17 protein-coding genes, 1 tRNA gene and 1 pseudogene are annotated in these 17,794 nt (G+C 59.6%); 8 read left to right on the plus strand and 11 right to left on the minus strand.

The genetic code is table 11. The features are described 5' to 3' along the window. Positions 1–42: 42 nt before the first annotated feature. Together trxA and HB780_RS24230 are read right to left on the minus strand one after the other, a co-directional pair. Positions 43–1,020 (minus strand): thioredoxin, encoded by a 978-nt coding sequence (trxA, locus tag HB780_RS24225; RefSeq protein WP_183689899.1) that lies wholly within the window; start codon positions 1,018–1,020, stop codon positions 43–45. A 158-nt stretch (positions 1,021–1,178) separates the two neighbouring features. Continuing rightward, positions 1,179–1,689: pseudogene (locus tag HB780_RS24230) on the minus strand (prolyl-tRNA synthetase associated domain-containing protein). A 242-nt stretch (positions 1,690–1,931) separates the two neighbouring features. Between HB780_RS24230 and HB780_RS24235 the strand changes: the two are divergent. The 6 genes from HB780_RS24235 to HB780_RS24255 all read left to right on the plus strand — a co-directional run bounded on the left by HB780_RS24235 (position 1,932) and on the right by HB780_RS24255 (position 7,112). Continuing rightward, positions 1,932–2,006: transfer RNA gene (locus HB780_RS24235), tRNA-Gly, on the plus strand. A gap of 429 nt (positions 2,007–2,435) precedes the next feature. Continuing rightward, the gene (locus HB780_RS24240) at positions 2,436–2,891 is read left to right on the plus strand and encodes a sorbitol dehydrogenase family protein (protein WP_286203185.1); all 456 of its coding nucleotides are present in this window, start codon (positions 2,436–2,438) and stop codon (positions 2,889–2,891) included. Between the two features lie 148 nt (positions 2,892–3,039). Then, the gene (locus tag HB780_RS24245; RefSeq protein ID WP_183689901.1) at positions 3,040–4,680 is read left to right on the plus strand and encodes a GMC family oxidoreductase; all 1,641 of its coding nucleotides are present in this window, start codon (positions 3,040–3,042) and stop codon (positions 4,678–4,680) included. A 2-nt stretch (positions 4,681–4,682) separates the two neighbouring features. Further along, complete coding sequence (locus HB780_RS33210; RefSeq protein ID WP_286203056.1) at positions 4,683–5,552, plus strand: cytochrome c; 870 nt, start codon at positions 4,683–4,685, stop codon at positions 5,550–5,552. After that, complete coding sequence (locus tag HB780_RS33215; protein WP_286203057.1) at positions 5,536–6,102, plus strand: c-type cytochrome; 567 nt, start codon at positions 5,536–5,538, stop codon at positions 6,100–6,102. Before HB780_RS33210 ends, HB780_RS33215 begins: the two co-directional genes overlap by 17 nt. 683 nt (positions 6,103–6,785) lie before the next feature. Further along, entirely contained in the window at positions 6,786–7,112 is a 327-nt protein-coding gene (locus tag HB780_RS24255) for a hypothetical protein (protein WP_183689902.1), read from the plus strand. A gap of 46 nt (positions 7,113–7,158) precedes the next feature. On the opposite strand, the gene HB780_RS24260 is transcribed toward HB780_RS24255, so the two are convergent. Further along, complete coding sequence (locus tag HB780_RS24260; RefSeq protein WP_183689903.1) at positions 7,159–8,586, minus strand: aldehyde dehydrogenase family protein; 1,428 nt, start codon at positions 8,584–8,586, stop codon at positions 7,159–7,161. A 230-nt stretch (positions 8,587–8,816) separates the two neighbouring features. Between HB780_RS24260 and HB780_RS24265 the strand changes: the two genes are divergently transcribed. Together HB780_RS24265 and HB780_RS24270 are read left to right on the plus strand one after the other, a co-directional pair. Beyond that, complete coding sequence (locus tag HB780_RS24265) at positions 8,817–9,458, plus strand: DUF1007 family protein (RefSeq protein WP_183689904.1); 642 nt, start codon at positions 8,817–8,819, stop codon at positions 9,456–9,458. Positions 9,459–9,758: 300 nt separating this feature from the next. Beyond that, positions 9,759–10,547, plus strand: a complete 789-nt coding sequence (locus HB780_RS24270) for a MipA/OmpV family protein (protein ID WP_286203058.1) — start codon at positions 9,759–9,761, stop codon at positions 10,545–10,547. Here HB780_RS24270 and HB780_RS24275 read toward each other — a convergent pair. From HB780_RS24275 to HB780_RS24310, 8 genes are read right to left on the minus strand one after another with little or no spacing between them, the layout of a single operon-like run. Next, positions 10,488–11,819 carry an SAM-dependent methyltransferase gene (locus HB780_RS24275; RefSeq protein WP_183689906.1) on the minus strand — a complete coding sequence of 444 codons (1,332 nt, stop codon included), beginning with the start codon at positions 11,817–11,819 and terminating at the stop codon, positions 10,488–10,490. The two genes, HB780_RS24270 and HB780_RS24275, sit on opposite strands and share 60 nt — an antisense overlap. After that, a complete protein-coding gene (locus tag HB780_RS24280) occupies positions 11,819–12,244 on the minus strand; it encodes an EamA family transporter (RefSeq protein ID WP_183689907.1) in 426 nt (141 codons plus the stop codon). The genes HB780_RS24275 and HB780_RS24280 overlap by 1 nt, the downstream gene beginning before the upstream one ends. Beyond that, complete coding sequence (locus HB780_RS24285; protein ID WP_183689908.1) at positions 12,244–13,392, minus strand: GNAT family N-acetyltransferase; 1,149 nt, start codon at positions 13,390–13,392, stop codon at positions 12,244–12,246. The genes HB780_RS24280 and HB780_RS24285 overlap by 1 nt, the downstream gene beginning before the upstream one ends. Further along, positions 13,373–14,188 carry an alpha/beta hydrolase gene (locus tag HB780_RS24290; protein WP_183689909.1) on the minus strand — a complete coding sequence of 272 codons (816 nt, stop codon included), beginning with the start codon at positions 14,186–14,188 and terminating at the stop codon, positions 13,373–13,375. Before HB780_RS24290 ends, HB780_RS24285 begins: the two co-directional genes overlap by 20 nt. Further along, a complete protein-coding gene (locus HB780_RS24295; protein ID WP_183689910.1) occupies positions 14,178–15,050 on the minus strand; it encodes a fatty acid desaturase family protein in 873 nt (290 codons plus the stop codon). Before HB780_RS24295 ends, HB780_RS24290 begins: the two co-directional genes overlap by 11 nt. Further along, positions 15,047–15,400 carry a DMT family transporter gene (locus tag HB780_RS24300; RefSeq protein ID WP_183689911.1) on the minus strand — a complete coding sequence of 118 codons (354 nt, stop codon included), beginning with the start codon at positions 15,398–15,400 and terminating at the stop codon, positions 15,047–15,049. Before HB780_RS24300 ends, HB780_RS24295 begins: the two co-directional genes overlap by 4 nt. Beyond that, on the minus strand, positions 15,397–16,350 hold the full coding sequence (locus HB780_RS24305) for an arginase family protein (protein WP_183689912.1): 954 nt from the start codon (positions 16,348–16,350) through the stop codon (positions 15,397–15,399). Before HB780_RS24305 ends, HB780_RS24300 begins: the two co-directional genes overlap by 4 nt. A 4-nt stretch (positions 16,351–16,354) precedes the next feature. Continuing rightward, entirely contained in the window at positions 16,355–17,776 is a 1,422-nt protein-coding gene (locus HB780_RS24310; RefSeq protein WP_183689913.1) for an aspartate aminotransferase family protein, read from the minus strand. Between the last annotated feature and the right edge of the window lie 18 nt (positions 17,777–17,794).

Here is a 17,794-nt window from a genome sequence, read left to right on the forward strand (position 1 = left end):
AAACGAGGGCTCCCGGTAGGACGCCCTCGCTTCAACGACGCCTTAGGAAAACAGGATCGACGACAGCTTGCGCCGCGCGGCGATCGTCGCCGGGTCCTTCGGGCCCCAGACCTCGAAGAATTCCAACAACTGCCGGCGCGCGCCGTCATCGTCGAAGGCGCGGTCTCGGCGCATGACCGTCAGAAGATGCTCGGCCGCCTCGTCACGCTTGCCCTCGACATTGCGGATCTTGGCGAGCTTGACGCGCTGCTCGTGATTGTCGGGATTGGCCGCCAGCTCCTGCTCGAGCGCGACGGGATCGCCGAGCTTGCGGGCTTCCTCGATCTGATCGAGCTTTTTCACCACGGCCTGGATGCCCGCATCGCTGGCAAGCGTTTCCGGCAGGTCCGTCAGCGCCTCGCGTGCACGCTGGCTCTGGCCGGCGGCAATCATGCATTCTGCCATGCCGGCAAGCGCCTTGGCATTTTCCGGATCGGCCTGCAGCACAGCGCCGAACAGCTCGGCCGCACCATTGATATCGCCCCCGGCGAGAAGGCCGGTTGCCTCTTCCAGAACCGCTGCGATCTCGGCTGCCGGATCGCCGGCGCCATCGGCCGGACCACCGAGGCGGTCGATGAACTCACGGACCTGGCTCTCGGGCACAGCGCCCATGAAGCCATCGGCCGGACGACCATCGACGAAGGCGATGACCGCCGGGATCGACTGGATGCCGAGCTGGCCGGCAACGGACGGATGATCGTCGATGTTCATCTTGACCAGCTTGACGCGGCCATTGGCCTCGTTGATGACCTTTTCCAGCACCGGCGTCAGTTGCTTGCATGGACCGCACCAGGGCGCCCAGAAATCCACCAGCACCGGCTGATTGCGCGATTCTTCGATAACGTCCTTGGCGAAATTCGCCGTCGTGGTGTCCTTGATCGGCGAAGCGCCGCCCGACGCCGCGGGTGCGGCGCCAAAGGAGGCAGAGGCCGACATCTGGCCGCCGAAGGAAGCGTTATAGGGATTGTTCGAACCGCTCATAGATGTCTCCCGCCTGCCGGCATTCCGGACTTTTAAAACATGAACCCCAAAAATGGGGCGTCGCCTTGGATCAGATCAAGGCTCGATGAAATAGCCATAACGACACGACAATTCGAAGATATGTCATATCGCTCGCATTGTAGCGCTAAAATCGTGCGTTAGCCCGTCACTTTCAAGACTAGCGGCGCGTGACCCGTCGCTTCCATGAAGCGCAGCAGGTCGCTGCTGGCAATCGACGTCGTCGCGTCGTTCGACAAGGGATGGCAGTTGACGATGTCATGTTCCATCAATTCGGCGTCGAGCACGAAGGTGACATTCCCGCCAGTGTCGTTGATCGCACCGAACGCCGTCACCGAACCCGGAATGACGCCCAGATATTCCAACAGCTTTTCCGGCTTGCCAAAGGAGACCTTGCTGGCCGCGCCGATCAGCGTATGCACCGTCTTCAGATCGACGCTGGCGTTCTCCTCGACGGTCAGAAGGAAGAAATTGTCTTTCTTGTCCTTCACGAAAAGGTTCTTCGTATGCCCGCCAGGGAATCTCGTCGCGCAGCGATACCGATTCGGCGACGGTGAACACCGGCGCATGATCCTTGGTGCTATGGGAAATGCCCAACCCATCCAGAAAGCGGAAAAGATCGTCGCGGGTTTTCGGGCTGTTCTCGGTCATGGCGTCTCGCAAAGAAAATTTGACGCGCCCCTGATACGTCGCCCACAATTCCTTTGCAATCTTCGAGACGACAAAGCCCGGCGTTTCCGGGCTTTCCGGTCAGCACTGAAAAAACCGCGAATTTTTCTTCGCAACCTCGTCATTTCCCTGTTGCATTTGAAAAACGATTGGGCCATATAGCCCCCGTCGCCGCAAGACGACGCCGAACGGTCCAACACACTACCCCGGACTGTTAGGGATGAGCGGGTGTAGCTCAGGGGTAGAGCACAACCTTGCCAAGGTTGGGGTCGAGCGTTCGAATCGCTTCACCCGCTCCATTTTTTCCTAAGAGAAACAATAGCTAAGCTCTCTCGTTGAGCGAAGCATTTTACTGCTCCCACCGAGCTACCGCCGGTAGCGTTAAGGTAACTGGGATCACCTGGGGCATCGGGCGATGCGGATTTGGCATCACGCCCCCGGCCACTCGATGCGGCGCGGTCGCGAGAATAAACAGCTCAACCTGAGTGCTACAGTTGATTTTTTGTAATTCTGACAAACGGGCCCCGCCGAATGTTGGATTGACTCTATCGTATGCAATGCATAGGTTTTTGTAATATTCTTGCCGTGCGCCTGCGTTAAAACATGACAAAACTGGCTGACGAGGCATCTTGATGGACATGACCGACCCGTCTCGCGATGACTGTCCCGAGGAATTCAATCTCACACGTCGGAAATTGATGGTAGGCGGTGCCTTGTTCGCTGGAGGCATGTTGCTGTCTCCGGAGATTTCGGCTCAAACTCTAGGTGCGGTCGCGCCGGAGGTTTCATCAAACTTCATGGACGTGTCGTCTCTTCTCATCGACCACCATCTGGATCCTGAGGTCGGGGCACGCATGGCTGCCGCCATGCTGCGGATAAATCCGGAGATTGCGCAGGACATCGGCGCAATTATTGACATCGCAAAGAAAAAGAACGCCAGGATCGTCGAAGATTTCTTCGCCGATATTCCGGAAGGACGCCTGAAGGACACCGCCCTCGCCATCATTTCGGCCTGGTATACGGGCGTTGTGGAAAATTCCGCCAACGCGGAGGTCTTCGCCTTCGAGACGGCGCTTATGTACCAGCCGACCCATGACGTCATGACAATCCCGACCTACGCGATATCCGGTCCGAATGGATGGAATGCGGAGGCCCCGGCTCTTGGCGATATGCCGACATTCTGACGACAGCCGCCCCGTGCGCGAAGGCGCGTAGCGGGCGGCTTTCACACAAATCGAGCGAGACGCCCCTGTGGAGGACTTTGTCATGGGATCGGCTTGCGGCGAGGTTTGACGTGCCTATTCGAGTCTTTGGTTAGTTGGAATCGATAAGATGGCAAATGATTATAGTGCGGACGTCATTGTCGTTGGAACAGGCGTTGTCGGTTGCCTCGTCGCCGAACAGGCGCTGGACGCAGGCCTATCCGTTCTCATGCTGGAAGCCGGCCCTCGCGTGGAGCGCTGGCAGATCGTTGAAAATTATCGAAACGTGCCGCCGCGCTTCAAGCAAAATTGGAATGCGCCCTATCCGGCGAAGCCCTGGGCACCGCATATAGAATCAGAGTTGGCAGACGCCACGACCGACTATCTGCAGCTGGAAGGGCCGAATGGGCGTGCATACCGTCAGGGTTATGTGCGCTATGCCGGCGGCGCTACGTGGCATTGGGCCGGCATCTGTTGGCGGCTGCATCCCGATGATATGCGGATGAAAAGCCTTTACGGCGTCGGCCGCGACTGGGCGTTTGATTACAACACGCTTGAACCATATTACACCCGCGCCGAATACGCGTTGGGTGTGTGCGGCCCCTCCGAGGTTGAGCTACAATGGCCGCCATTGCCGCGCTCCAAGCCCTTTCCCATGGGCCGTATTCCTTTCGGCCAGGGTGAGCAACGGTTTACAGAGGCTGCGGCACGGGTTGGCATCACCAATCTTCCCGCCCCTCAAGCGCGCAATAGCGGCGTTTCCTACGACGGACGACCGCCCTGTTGCGGCAACAACAATTGTTTCCCGGTCTGTCCGATCTCCGCGAAATACGATGCGGCATCCGCGCTGCCGAGGATCGAGTCGAAGGGCGGCAGGATTCTTGCCAATGCGGTCGTCTACCGGGTGGAGACGGATGCAAAGCAGAACATCCAGGCGGTGCATTTCTTCAATCCAAATAAGGAAACGCAAAGGGTTGTCGGCAGGCTTTTCGTCATCGCCTGCAATGCCATAGAGACGCCGAAACTCCTCCTGATGTCCAAGGACGAGCGCAATCCGAATGGCGTTGCCAATCATTCGGATCAGGTCGGGCGCAATCTGATGGATCAACCCAAGATCAGCGCACAGATGGTACTCGCAGAGCCGATGTGGACGGGCGTGGGGCCTGTGCAAGGCAGCAGCATCATGATGACGGGGCAAGGCGCTTTCCGAAGCGAACATGCCGGCGCCATGCTTCGCTGCGAAAATGCGGCTCTCAGCGCCGTGGGCGGTCTTGCAGCGCTCTCGAAGGGGCTGGTCGGCAAAGCGCTGGACGCAGAGATACGCAGGCTCTCGGCCTGCACCGCGCGACTGACGATCGAGCACGAGATCCTGGCCGATCCCAATAACCGTCTGACATTGTCGGATAAGAAGGACTGGCTGGGCCTCAGCAAGCCGAACATCTACTATGATGTCGGCGACTATGTCCGCCGCGGCCATCAGGAATATACCCTGCCGCTGCTGAAGAAACTGATCGCGGAACTTGGCGCCGTCGAAAGCAGCATCGCCACGACCTTCACCAATAGCGACCACATGATGGGGAGCTGCATCATGGGCACCGATCCCACGGACTCTGTCGTCGATGTCGACTGTCGCGCGCATGATCATCCGAATCTTTTTCTGCCGGGCGGCGCGGCGATGACCACGGGCGGATGTGGCAACAGCACCATCACCATGGCGGCTTTGGCCATGAAGGCCTCCGATGCCATCGTTGACCAGTTGAAGCGAGGCTGAGCGTGGACACTTTCTTCCGTCTTCTCGGCGCTGCAATCTGTCTGATGTCCGCTAGCTCGACGGCTTTTGCTGCCGATGATGATGCGCAAGCGGCCTCCGTCAAGCGCGGCGCATATCTCGCCACCGCTTCGGACTGTTCGGCCTGCCACACGGCGCCAGGTGGCAAGCCATTCGCGGGCGGACTTGGCATCGTCTCCCCGGTGGGCACGATTTTCTCCACCAACATCACGCCTTCTGCGACGGCAGGCATTGGGCAATATACGGAAGAGCAATTTGCCCGGGCCGTGCGGGCGGGCGTTCGGGCCGATGGTGCGCACCTCTATCCGGCGATGCCGTACACATCATATAACGTGCTGACGGACGCGGATATCCACGACCTCTACACTTACTTTCAGCACGGCGTCGCACCCGTCGACACCGCGCCGACGCGCACCGCGCTACCGTTTCCGATGAATATTCGCCTGTCGATGATGGCGTGGAACCTGCTGTTCCTCGGCAGCGGCCATAGCGAGGCCGATGTCACGCAGTCTGCCGAGTGGAATCGCGGCAAATATCTGGTCGATGGGGCGGCGCATTGCAGCACCTGCCATACGCCGCGCGGCTTCCTGATGCAGGAACTGTCTGCGCACTATCTGGGTGGCGCGCAAGTCGGCCAATGGTATGCGCCAAACATCACCTCGGATGCCACCAGCGGCATTGGAAGCTGGAGCAAGGACGAACTGGCTCGCTATCTGGCGACCGGCTCGCTGCCCGGCAAGGCGCAGGCCGCGGGCAGCATGGGGGGAGGCCGTCGAGCACAGCTTTTCCCAGCTCACGCTGGACGACATCTCGGCGATATCAACCTATATCAAAACCGTGGCGCCGCTGCATGATGCGTCGGATGAGCAGTCCAGGTTTGGCTACGGCAAGCCCGTCTCGCAGCTTGCAAGCTTGCGCGGGGCGAACCCGATCCGTTCGGATACGGACGAGCAAGCCAGCGGCGCGGTGCTGTTTTACGGCAATTGCGCTTCCTGCCACCAGGCTTCCGGCCAAGGCAGCAAAGATACCTATTATCCGAGCCTGTTCCACAATTCGGTGACCGGTGCGGCTAATCACAGCAATCTGATCGCCACGATCCTGAACGGCGTCAACCGGACGACACCCAAGGGCCAGGCCTTCATGCCCGGTTTCGGTGGCAAGGCGAACGACATCAATGCTCTGAATGACACCCAAGTCGCGACGCTGGCGAACTACGTGATTGACAACTACGGCCGCACCGGCACCCCGGTCACACCGGCCGATGTCGCGCAGGTGCGGGCCGGCGGCCCTGCGTCTTCGCTCCTGCTGCTCGCACGCATTGGCATCGCGATGGCCGTCATTGTGGGCTTGGCGATCGTGCTGCTGCTTGTTGTTTGGCGACAGCGGCGGGTCAGGCCGGCTTAGCTGGCCTCTCTGTGTCCGTTAGCGGTTACGCTCCCTACGGATAACTGACGGATCGGCTTCCGGGCCTTGCTTTCGTCCAGTTCGAGCCGCCGTCCAACAGATTAACCTCGCACCATTCGAGGCCTCCCAGACTGCATCAAAATAACTTATTGATATAATATTATATTATCGCACATTCGGCGACCGTAGCGTAAGGTAACTGCAACTTTGCTAAGGTTGAGGTCGAGGGCTCCAATCCCTTCGCCCGCTCCGTTTTTCTTAAAAACAGCAGACTAGCTCTTTCGTTGAGCGAAGTGCGTTTGATATTTTCCAACGAGATACCACCGACAGCGTTGAGGTTACCGGGATCGCTGTGGTCAACCAAACCTACCTGGCAGTGGCTTATCGCAGCAACGGGTGTGTTCGCGAGCTGTGAATCGGCGCAGGTTTCCGTTGCTGATAGACGCCATAAGCAATTGTTTTTGCAGAGGCGACCGGAGCCATTACGCGATGCCTATTCGCACATTCGGTGTTCAAACGCATCGAATGAAGGAACTCTAAGGCGTCCAATGCCGTTTCAACTGAAGCGTCTCTCCCGGTGGCCAACTTGGCGATCGTGGAAAATTCTTAGATCCAAGCCGTTCTCGTCGACAATCTTAGCCGTGCATTCGGGCATGTCCCTGGTGAATATGGAGTAATACGTAATGTACAACGCGAAACGTGATGGACAAGGTGGCGGCGTCTCAAGCGCAATCCCCTCAATGGGTCTCATTGAGGGGCGGATCACGGTTCTCGAGGTTGTGGCCATGACTTCACTCGGGCTTTTGCTTCAGGCCGGAGACAAGCGTGCGGCTCAACATGTACTATCGACCATTCGGAAAGCCATGCGGGCAAAATGCGATGATATTCATCTGGGTGCGTCGGATGCTGACTCAGCGATTGCCTATGCGCAGGAACTGCTCAATGCAACTTTGGACAGTACCGAGCTTCTGACGCCAAAATCGATCGCCGATGACCTTTTGATCGCCTGATACCTGGCCCTCCATTCGACATCCGGGCCATCGCCGTCGACCCCGCTCAGGCATCATCGTAACCGACGACGCCCTTGATCTCCGTGAATTCATGCAGGCCGAACTTGCCGTATTCGCGGCCGTTGCCCGATTGCTTGTAGCCACCGAAGGGAGCCATCCCGTCCCAGGCCGAGCTGTTGAGGCGGACCGTGCCCGCGCGCAGCCGTCCGGCAAGCGCCCGCGCCTCCTGCGGATCGCCCTGGACATAGGCGGCAAGGCCATAGGGCGTGTCGTTGGCAATCGCCACCGCCTCATCCTCAGTCTCATAGCCGATGATCGACAGCACCGGCCCGAAGATCTCCTCGCGGGCGATGGTCATCGAATTGGTTACGCGCGTAAACACTGTCGGGCGCACGTAGTAGCCAGCATTGAGATGCGAAGGCCGTCCGAGTCCACCCGCCACCAGTTCCGCGCCCTCCTCGATCCCCTTGGCAATCAGCGCCTGGATCTTCTCGAACTGGAGAGCACTGACGACCGGCCCGAGTGCCGTGCGCGGATCCGAGGGAGCGCCGACGACCAGCGACGCCGCCTCGCGTGCAGCGATCGCGCCAGCCTCGTCGATATGCTCCGCCGGCACCAGCATGCGCGTCGGCGCATTGCAGGACTGGCCGGAATTGTTGAAGCAGCGGCGCACGCCGCCACTGACAGCCGCCTCGAGATCGGCGCTGCGCAGCACGATATTGGGGGACTTGCCGCCGAGCTCCTGATGGACGCGCTTGACGGTCGGGGCGGCGGCCTGCGCAACCGCGATGCCGGCGCGGGTCGAGCCGGTGAAGGACACCATGTCGATATCAGGATGGCTCGACAGCACGGCACCGACGGTAGGGCCATCGCCCTGCACGAGGTTGAAGACGCCCTTGGGGACGCCTGCCTCATCGAGAATCTCGGCAAAGATGATGGCGTTGAATGGCGCGATCTCGGAGGGCTTCAGCACCATGGTGCAGCCCGCCGCCAGCGCCGGCGCGACCTTGCAGGCGATCTGGTTCATCGGCCAGTTCCACGGCGTGATCATGCCGACGACGCCGACCGGCTCGTGCACGATCCGGGTGGAGCCTTGCATATAGTCGAACTGGAAAGCCTCGAAGGCTTCGATCGTCTTCTCGAAATGGGCGATGCCGATACCGGCCTGGTCCGACCGCGCCATGGCGAGCGGCGCGCCCATCTCGCGGGAAATGATGTCGCCGATCTCGTCGTTGCGGCGTCTCAGGATCTCGAGAATGCGCTTCAGCAACGACAGCCGCTCATCCTTCGTCGTCCGCGAGAAACTATCGAAGGCAGCGCGGGCGGCCTTGACGGCCTTCTCGGCATCCGCGACCGAGCCCAATGCGATCGTTCCCATGGACTGCTCGGTCGCCGGATCGATGACCTCGAGCGTCTTCAACACCTCGGGATCGACCCATTTGCCGTCGATATAGAATTTGTGGGCGTTTTCCATGGCTGTCTCCATCGCTTGGCCGTCTCGCATTTCCCTGATCGAATAGCAGAATAGCGTGCCCATTCCGAGAGCGCTGCCGCATATCGGATATCGCCGGCAGAAGATTCCGTGATGTCGGGACTACGCGGCTCATTATTCTCCCGAAAGTCGCATTTCAGGGTCTCAAATCAGTCTCAATTGACGTTCAGGTCTTTGCAACCAAGCTGCGGACAGATCACGGTAGAGCCAGCATGAAACGACAAACAATCCTGCTGCTCGCGATGCTGTCGCTCCTGCCCGTCCCGGCTCTCGCCCATCCGCATATCTTCGTTGACGCCAAATTCGAGGTTGTCGCAGCGCCCGACGGCTCGATCAGCGAGCTGCGCAATATCTGGCACTTCGATGAGGTGTTTTCCTCCTCGGTCGTCATGGATTTCGACAAGGGCGACAATCAGACGCTGAGCGCGAGCGAACTCAAGGCGGTCGGTAAGACGGTCAGGGATTCGCTTGCGCAGTATAATTACTACACGAACGTCACCAGTAACGGCAAAGCGGTGCCGATGGCCAAGCCCGATGCGATCCAGGCCGATTACAAGGACGGTTCACTAACCCTGACCTTTTCGCTGAAGCCCGAACAGAAGACCTTCCTCAAGGGAACCACATCCTTCGGGATTTATGACAAGACGCTCTACACAGCAGTCGACTTCGCCACCGACGACGATATGACCATCTCGGGCTCCGCCTTGGGCCGCTGCAAGCGCAAGGTCGTGCGGCCCAATCCCAAGGAAGTCATGGCGGAGAACCAGGCGGCGCTGACCAGCATGTTCTTCAGCGATCCCAAGGGTACGGACTATTCGCTGCTCGTCGCAACACGGCTGGAAGTCCAGTGTTGATCCCATGCGAAGGACCGGAGAATGCCGTCACGACGAAAAAATGATAGCGCCGCGTTTGGCGCCGATTTTTTCAGGTTCATGAAATGTTGTGCCGCTATTCTCGCCCGTACTTTCGCAATCGCGACGCCGGAAAGGACCAATTCGTCCATGACCGGTTGCTTTTGAACTTTTTGCTGTTTTGGGAACCGTAAGCTGCGCTAACAATGCCGCAGGGGCGTCCAGGGATCGGGTGTTGTCAGAGTGTTAGTAGTCGAGACATCTTTATCCGCCCGGTTGCTGGCCTTGACCGGGATTGGCCTGGTGACTGCGTGCGCAATCGGCGCGTTTCCGACACCATCCTTGGCGCAGGAAGCCACGAAGTCCACATCCGACACTTGGGTCGTGACGCTCGGCACCACGGTGGAGTATGGGCCGAGCTACGAAGGCTCGAAGCGCTATACCTTCGGTGCCCTTCCGTCTTTCGACTTTTATCGCCTCGGTGAGGCCCCTGAATACAGCGCCCCGGACGACAATTTCGACTATACGCTCTTCGACCTCGGTAGCCTTGAAATCGGTCCCGTCGTCGGCTTGAGGGACGATCGCCTGGACCTCAACAATCTACATATACAGAGCCAGCGCAGGGTGCGCTGGAATTTCGATGCCGGCGGCTTCGCACAATATTGGCTGATGGAAAATCAGCTTCGGTTGCGGACGGAAGTACGCCAGTCCCTTTGGGGCGGCGACGGTCTGGTCGCCGATCTGGCGCTTGATTGGTTTCAGCCCGTTGGCAACAAATTGGTTCTGTCGGCGGGGCCACGCATGTCACTGGCAGACACCACCTACATGCGCAGCAACTTTGGCATCTCGGCGGGTCAAGCCGCAAGAAACGGTCATGTCAGCGCCTTCGACGCGGCCGGCGGCCTGAAATCGGTCGGCTTCACGGTGGCGGCGACCTATACGATCACGCCTCAATGGAGCGTGCAGGTCTATGAGAAATATAACCGTCTAGTGGGCGACGCCGCCGACAGCCCGATCACGTCGCGGTTCGGCTCACCCGACCAGAATATGATCGGCTTTACCCTCAACAGGACCTTCAACATCGATTTTTGAGGCACTGCGCGCTTCATGATCGGTGATGTAGTTGCGCGTCAGCGGCAGGACGTCGTTGCGCTTGGTGATCTGGATCTGGAAGACGACGAGATCCTCGTAGCGGAAGGCCGCTTCCGCGGTCGAAAGATAATATTCCCACATGCGGCAGAAACGCTCGTCATAAAGCTTCGCCACCTCATCCCAACGCGCCATGAAACGCTCGCGCCAGCTTTCGAGCGTGTAGGCATAATGGAGGCGCAGCACCTCGACATCGGTGATCGACAATCCCGCCGCTTCGATCTCGGGCACGATCTCCGAAAGTGCCGGAATATAGCCGCCGGGGAAGATGTATTTGTCGAGCCAGGGCGTGGTGAAGCCTGGTGTCGATGAGCAGCCGATGGTGTGAAGAACCATGATGCCATCGTCCTCCAGCAGCTCGGCGCATTTGCGGAAAAAGGTCCGATAGGAGGACAGGCCGACATGCTCGAACATGCCGACCGAGACGATCCTGTCGAAGCGGCCCGTCAGACTGCGATAGTCCCTGAGCGCGAATTGCACTTCCGCCGGCGCTTCACTGAGGCTGGCCTGCACCCGCTTCGAAGCATAATCATGCTGCTCTTCCGACAGCGTAACACCGAGGACATACCCTCCCGGCGCCTGTTCGGCCAGATGCAGCGCAAGGCCGCCCCAGCCGCAGCCGATATCGAGAATGCTGTTGTCCGGCTCGATCGATAGCTTGGCGGCGAGGTGCCGCTTCTTGGCCAGCTGCGCCTCTTCCAGCGATTGGTCGGGATGCTCGAAATAAGCGCAGGAATATTGCCGGTCCGCATCCAGGAAAAGCGCGTAGAGCCGCCCGTCGAGATCGTAGTGATGCGCGACATTGGTCTTCGAGCGTCTCGGCAGGTTGCGATGACGGAAAATCCGCAGCTTCGTGCGGACATGATCGATGATGCGGGCGATCAGCGGATGCGTGCTGTTCTGCGCCTCCCGCAACATCATCGCGACGAAATCGTAGAGCGAGCCATGTTCGACGAGAAAGCGGCCGTCCATGTAAAGCTCGCCGAGCCTTGCATCGGCATCAATCAGGAAAGCCCATTGCGCGCGGTTGTCGGTAAAGCGGACGCAGACGAGCTCGCCGGTGCCGTCGCCGAATGTCAGCGCGCGACCGCCCGCCGTCATCACGATCAGCGATCCCCGCGACACGATGCTCGACAGCGCTCGCTTCAGGCTCCAATCCGCAAGACTGGATGCCATTGTATTCTGGCGATGGTCTTCCGCTGGCAATCCGGACATTATCGATCCTCACCGCTGTCGGCGCGCAGCGAACCGCGCTTCGTCCAGCCATCTCCGCTCGTCGCCTCACCGGCCGCGCCGGCGATCAGCCAGACGCCCGTCAGGATCAGGCCACTGCCGACCACCTGAAGGCCGACGATAGGTTCGCCGAAGACGAACCAGCCGGTGGCGATGATCAAGACGTAGCTTACACCGGAAAGCGGGAAGGCCCGGCTGAGGTCGAGTTCGGAAAGCACGTTCATCCAGATGAAGAAGCAGGCGATCTCGACGGCGATCGCCGCCAGGATCCAATGCGAGCCGAGCGCCTGCCATAGCCAGCCGGCACCGGTCGCGTCACCCAGTTGCTCGGCGCCGTGCTTGATGAAGAACTGGAACAGCGTGTTCAACACCGGCACGGCAAGCCAGGATAGGCGCATTGATGACATCACTGGCCCGCCTCATCTGTGGAAAGCAGTGGCGAAACCAGCCGCAATATCTTCTGGAGAACAGGATTGCGATGCCGGAAGAACATCGTATTGGCGGTCAACTGGCTCCCGAGCCGCACCTTGTTTTCATAATAGGCCTGGCCGCTCTGATAACGGCCGATCCCATGCTCGAGGCAATAGCGCAGATTGGTGAACCAGCTGAGAAAATAGAGATTGTAAGGCCGCCCCGCTTCCCCATCCATGCAGAAGAACTTGTCGATGGCGATGTGTTCGTCATGCACGATCAGATTGGCGGCCAAGAGCTTGTCTTCGACGAAATAGAAGGCACAGAAGGAGCGGCCACGCATCCGGGCGAGGATGCCCTCGAAATAGTCCGGGGTGAGTTCCTCGAACTGCCATTCGCTGCGATTGCGCGTGTCGTGGTAGAGCGCCATGACCTTCGGCAGGAAATCGCCGAAATCCGTCCGCATTTCGACCCTGACCTGCTCGAAGGATTTCAGCTTGCGGCGCATGTCCTTGCGGGTGCCCGCCGACAGCCTGGCAAGATACTCGTCGATCGTCTTGAAATCCACGTCGAGCCACGCGGTCGGCAGGCCACCGATCGAGGCATAGCCGCGGCCCGAGAGCAGGCCGCCAAATTCGGCGGTGACCGGCTCGGGAATATCCTTGATGCCCATCAGCGAGCAATCTTCCGTGGCCGCGAGCTCCTCAAAGAACGACAGCAGCTCGGCAAACAGCACCGTGCGGCGTTCCGGCGGCACGTCGGGGTGAAAACCGACAGCGCCCGTTTCGGTACAGGGAGAACCGAGGCAGGCAAGACGCAGCGTCAGGAAACCCGGAAAGCGTTGCCGCACGCGGCGCACCGCCCTGCGGAGCCAGCCGTCCTCCAATGTCGTGTCCAGCGCATACGGGCAGAGGAAGACCGGCATGGCGGCACTGACCCGCCCGTCCTCAACGATGGTGATGTAGCGCCAGTCGAAACCGGCGATACCGGCCTCCTCGATGGCCAGCAGGCAGTCATAATCCTCGACCTGATCGTGGAAGCAGGCATTCCAGGCATCGCGGCCGACGGCGCGGATGCTGAAATGCACCTCGGCGACAGGATCTCGTTCCGGTGCCGGCAAATATTTAGGCAAGGGCTTGAGCATGGCTTGCCTCAAAAAAATCCGCAGTGAAATCCGCCACCTGCCGATGCTGACGGTCGACATGGATCATGTGGTAACTGTCCTTGATCCATCTGAGCTCGTGCGGACCACCGATGTGATCGGAAATGTAACGCGCATGTTTAGGGCTGCTGAGGTCATCGTCCTCGGCGTGCAGGATCAGCGTCGGCGTCTTCATCTGCGGCAGCCGACCGCGCAGGGTCTTGCCCAGCCGATGCATTTCGACCAGCCCCTTGCCGGGGAATGTTTCGAGCACGCCTTCCCCGGCCATAGTCCCGATCAGCCGACGCATGCGCTCGTCCTTGATCCCGAGGGATGCGGTCTCGCGGAAATTGAGACGATCGAGAAAAGGAATGCGCGACAGCCAGCTGATCTGCGAGGATAAAAGCGGATAATAGAAGGGAACGTCCCAGCCGTCATAGTGAAAGCAGGGGGAATAGATGGCCACGGCACGGATCGTTTCCGGCTGACGTTCAGCCGCCAGCATCGAAAGCTTGCCACCGACGCAGATACCCGCGGCGAAGACCTGCTGCGTTCTTTCGGCGAGCACCGACGATGCCTGCACGACGCTGTCCAGCCAGTCCTCCCATCGCGAGCGCCGCAGCGTGCCCGCATCCACCCCATGCCCGGCCAGCAACGGCGCATAGACGCTGTAGCCCTTGCGATTGAGGTGCCGCGCGACCAGCTTCATTTCTGCCGGAGCCCCGGTCAGCCCATGGATCAGGAGGACCCCTTTTCCATTGGTGCCCTCCAGAAAGAAGCTCAGTTCATCAGCTTTCATGAGAAAGCTCCGACTGCCGGTTCTCCTTGGCCATGAAGCCGAGGGCGTGGCAGGTGCTGATCACATGCGTGCCGGCCTTTTCCTGCTCGTCCTTGATCTGCTCGTGCAAGGTTGGCAGTTTCGTCCAGTGGGTCTTCGGGCGGTAGTGATGTTCGGCATGATAGCCATTGCCGAACCACAGCCAATTGTAGAACGGCTTGTGGCTGCTGACGCCCCAGGCAATCGGCTCGTCTGGATCGCCGTGCAGATGCTCGTAATAGCCGTTCAGCGACGACAGGCAGTTGCCGAGATAATAGAAGGGCACGAAGAACAGCACGGCCTTCCAGTCATAGATCAATGCAATCGCGGCGAGACCGAAGAAGAAAAACAGCTCGAACCGGCCCCATTTCGCATCGAAGGGGCGGCGGCGGGCAATCGCCTTGTGGATGTCGCCAAGGCTGTCGCGGAAGAAGCTCAGGAACGTGTAGGACCACACATTCTCCGGCTCGCCGTTGTGGCCGTGGCGGTAGATCGACAGCATGTCGATCGTCTCACCCTTGTCGTCCGGCCGGTCGCTGTTGCCGGAATGGTGACGCATATGCACCCAATGATAATAGGTCTGCGAGAAGCCGATCGCGACCGATTCCAGCAGGCTGAAGGCATAGTTCATCCAGCGCGGCTTGAAATAGGGCGTGTGAATGAAATTATGGGATATGCTGTTGATGTTCCACGAGATCGACACGGCATAGAGGCAGCCGAGAACCGTCGAGAGCCACAAGGGCCGGCTTTCGAAGCCGACGATCAGGTAGACGTCGAAGGCGAGATGCGCCACGGCGGCCAGAACCGGCGCCACATCCCATCTGGTATGAGCAAAGATTTTCATAGTCCGGTTACTCCCACACAGGCCACGCCGGCGGTCACCAGGAACACGCCCATCGCGTGGCGGAGATTGATGTTTTCCTTGAAGATCATGCCCCCTGCGAGCACGACGACGACATAGCTCAGCGCCATCAGCGGAAAGGCGATGGTGAGGGGGACACGCTCGAGAACGGCGGTCCAGGCGAATAGCTCTACCGCCCAGAAGACGATGCCAAGCCATGTGACAGGCTTTGTCATTGCCGCAAGCAACGCGTTTTCGCTTGCCGACTGCTTGAAACAGACCTCGCGCGCCGTTTCCGCCAGCACGCAGAAAAGGATGAGGCCGAGCATGGGAAGGGTCAGGGTGCCGCTCATCCCATGTACTCCGCCAGCACTTCGAGCAGCGCGTGATTTGCGGCGCTGTTGATGTTTCTGGTCGTCTCGACCTTCGGCCGGATGCGTGGCTGATCGATGAAGATCTCGGCCCGCTTCATCAGCTTGGTCCGAAAATCGCCGGCATAGCTCGGAGTGGAATAATCGCCGATGACATCCGCACCAATGATACGATGCCGGCTACCGATTTCGCTGATCAGCGCCAGGAGATAGGGCAGCCGCATGCGGCCCTGATCCCAGTTGGTGACGGCATCATCAGCAGCAAGCACATCCTTGTCGATCGTCAGGTAAACGGCCTCGGTGCGAATCCGGCTCAGCATCCGGTCGATGAAATTGTCCTCGCCGATCTCGGAGATGGATTTCCAGTGCAATGCTCCCTTGTCCTGCCGGTAGCTGGCGCCGCTGCCGTAATCGGCCAGCACCCGGCTCGGCGGATGCTCATAAGGGTAGAGTTCCAGCTTGCCTTCGCCGAGCCAGTGCAGATTGGCGCCCTTGCGCTCCGGGCTGCGCAGATCCCGGCTGCAAACGCCGATGGTGATCACCTTCTGGATGTTGCGGTTCGCAAGAGCGCTGTTGACCCAGGATCCGCAATGCATGCCGCCTTCGAAGGTGACCCAGTCCGGATGATTGTCGAAATGAATGAGGGTCGTGGCGACCGGCTGCCGCTCCAGAGCTCCGTCGAGAAGCAAGGCCGTCACATGATGAAAGTCGCCCGAGCCCATGAAGGAGAGCTGGGGATCCTTGCCGAGCGTGGGGGTGCTCTTGGCAATTTCACGCCCGAGTTCGGCGAGCGCCTTCTGCTTGCCCCAGAGCCGGACGGCTTTGCCGGCTCCCTTGTCGAAATATTGGCACGCGCCCGCAAGCTCGCAGGCGCGCACGAAATCCGGCTGCAGCTCCAATGCATCATCGAGATGAAGAAGAAGGAGCTGCACCGTCTTATCTCCGGGCCGCGCGCGTCAGAAGCTGATCGAGCAGGGAAAGCGCCAGATCGATCTCCTCGCGGGTGATGAGCAGGTTGGGCGCGAAGGTGATGACGTTCTTATGGTAGCCGCCGACATCGAGCACGAGGCCGTACATCTTGGCGCCGACCTGCAGGTCACCCTTCATGCCTTCATCGCAAAGCCAGTCCATCGTCGCCTTGTCGGGCGTATAGCTGTCGTCCTTGCAGATCTCCATCCGCAGAGCGAGGCCAAGGCCGTCGACTTCGCCGACGATGGCATGGCGCTTCTGCAACTGCTTCAGCCCATCGAGGAAATACGCGCCCTTGGCCATGATGGCCGTGCCGAAATCCTCTTCTTCCAACATTTTCATCGCTTCGAGAGCCACGGCGGTCCCCATCGGATTGCTGGCGAAAGTGGAATGTGTCGAGCCGGGCGGGAAGATCGTCGGGTTGATCATCTCTTCCCGTGCCCAGACGCCTGAAAGCGGATTGAGCCCGTTGGTGATCGCCTTGCCGAAGACAAGAATGTCGGGCGACACGCCGAAATGCTCGATCGACCAGAGCTTGCCGGTGCGATAGACGCCCATCTGGATTTCGTCGACGACGAGCAGAATGCCATGTTCATCCAGCACCTTCTTCAGCTCGACGAAGAAGTTCATCGGCGGAATGACATAGCCGCCCGTGCCCTGGATCGGCTCGATGTAGAAGGCGGCATATTCCGACTTGCCGGCCTTCGGATCCCAGACGCCGTTATATTCGCTCTCGAACAGACGGGCGAATTTCTGGACGCAGTAATGCCCATATTCTTCCTTCGACATGCCCTTCGGGCCGCGGAAGTGATAGGGAAACTCGACGAACTGTGCCCGGTCGCCAAAATGGCCGTAGCGACGGCGATAGCGATAGCTCGAGGTGATCGCGGAAGCACCGAGCGTGCGGCCGTGATAACCACCTTCGAAGGCGAACATCAGGCTCTTGCCGCCGGTGTAATTGCGCACCAGCTTCAGCGAATCCTCAACCGCCTGCGAACCGCCGACGTTGAAATGAACGCGGCCCTTGTGCCCGAACTTGCGCTCGGCATCCTGAGCAATCATCGCCGCCAGCTCCACCTTTTCGCGGTGCAGATACTGCGAGGCGACCTGCGGCAGCCGATCGAGCTGGCGATGCGCGGCGTTGTTCAGGCGCTCGTTGCGATAGCCGAAATTGACGGCGGAGTACCACATCTGCAGATCGAGGAACGGCGTCCCAGTCCGGTCGTAGACGAAGGAGCCTTCGCATTCTTCGAAGAATTTCGGTTTTGCCGTGTAGTGGACGGTATCGCCGTGGGAGCAATAGGCCTCCTCAAGGATACGCAATTCCTCTTCGGATTTGATCGGCAATTGCGTCTCGCCACTGAAGGCTTCGGCTACATTGGTTTTCATAAGATGCCTCTTGGTCTT

The sequence above is a fragment of the Rhizobium lusitanum genome, from assembly GCF_014189535.1.
Lineage (GTDB): Bacteria > Pseudomonadota > Alphaproteobacteria > Rhizobiales > Rhizobiaceae > Rhizobium > Rhizobium lusitanum_C.

Excerpts from the sequence above, each read along its gene's own strand:
- HB780_RS24265 (WP_183689904.1), top strand. The coding sequence starts at position 8,817 with ATGAAACGACAAACAATCCTGCTGCTCGCGATGCTGTCGCTCCTGCCC.
- HB780_RS24255 (WP_183689902.1), top strand. The coding sequence starts at position 6,786 with ATGTACAACGCGAAACGTGATGGACAAGGTGGCGGCGTCTCAAGCGCA.
- HB780_RS24245 (WP_183689901.1), top strand. The coding sequence starts at position 3,040 with ATGGCAAATGATTATAGTGCGGACGTCATTGTCGTTGGAACAGGCGTT.
- HB780_RS24240 (WP_286203185.1), top strand. The coding sequence starts at position 2,436 with ATGTTGCTGTCTCCGGAGATTTCGGCTCAAACTCTAGGTGCGGTCGCG.
- HB780_RS24260 (WP_183689903.1), bottom strand. The coding sequence starts at position 8,586 with ATGGAAAACGCCCACAAATTCTATATCGACGGCAAATGGGTCGATCCC.
- HB780_RS24285 (WP_183689908.1), bottom strand. The coding sequence starts at position 13,392 with ATGCTCAAGCCCTTGCCTAAATATTTGCCGGCACCGGAACGAGATCCT.
- HB780_RS24310 (WP_183689913.1), bottom strand. The coding sequence starts at position 17,776 with ATGAAAACCAATGTAGCCGAAGCCTTCAGTGGCGAGACGCAATTGCCG.
- HB780_RS24295 (WP_183689910.1), bottom strand. The coding sequence starts at position 15,050 with ATGAAAATCTTTGCTCATACCAGATGGGATGTGGCGCCGGTTCTGGCC.
- HB780_RS24290 (WP_183689909.1), bottom strand. The coding sequence starts at position 14,188 with ATGAAAGCTGATGAACTGAGCTTCTTTCTGGAGGGCACCAATGGAAAA.
- HB780_RS24280 (WP_183689907.1), bottom strand. The coding sequence starts at position 12,244 with ATGTCATCAATGCGCCTATCCTGGCTTGCCGTGCCGGTGTTGAACACG.
- trxA (WP_183689899.1), bottom strand. The coding sequence starts at position 1,020 with ATGAGCGGTTCGAACAATCCCTATAACGCTTCCTTCGGCGGCCAGATG.
- HB780_RS24275 (WP_183689906.1), bottom strand. The coding sequence starts at position 11,819 with ATGTCCGGATTGCCAGCGGAAGACCATCGCCAGAATACAATGGCATCC.
- HB780_RS24300 (WP_183689911.1), bottom strand. The coding sequence starts at position 15,400 with ATGAGCGGCACCCTGACCCTTCCCATGCTCGGCCTCATCCTTTTCTGC.